The sequence below is a fragment of the Pseudoalteromonas sp. CR1 genome (genome assembly GCF_019392235.1).
GTDB lineage: Bacteria > Pseudomonadota > Gammaproteobacteria > Enterobacterales > Alteromonadaceae > Pseudoalteromonas.
This window is the reverse complement of the sequence record NZ_JAHXRM010000640.1, coordinates 1-234: the sequence shown is the minus strand read 5'-3', so window position 1 is coordinate 234 and position 234 is coordinate 1. Positions and strand designations below refer to the sequence as shown.

Sequence of the window (234 nt, the reverse complement as noted above, 5' to 3'; positions counted from 1 at the left end):
GATACAGCGCGCCGATGGAGATCATCGCCACCCAACCGAGGGCGCCGGCATGTACGTGGCCGATGGTCCAGTCGGTGTAGTGGGACAGGGAGTTGACGGTCTTGATCGCCATCATCGGCCCTTCGAAGGTCGACATGCCGTAGAACGCCAGCGACACCACCAGAAAACGCAGGATCGGGTCGGTGCGCAGCTTATGCCAGGCGCCCGACAGGGTCATCATGCCGTTGATCATGC

1 protein-coding gene is annotated in these 234 nt (G+C 62.0%); it reads right to left on the bottom strand.

Translation table 11 applies throughout. From position 1 onward, the window contains the following. Positions 1 to 234: cbb3-type cytochrome c oxidase subunit I (locus KZZ04_RS20855; RefSeq protein WP_219424128.1), on the bottom strand; the 234-nt coding region annotated here is incomplete at both ends.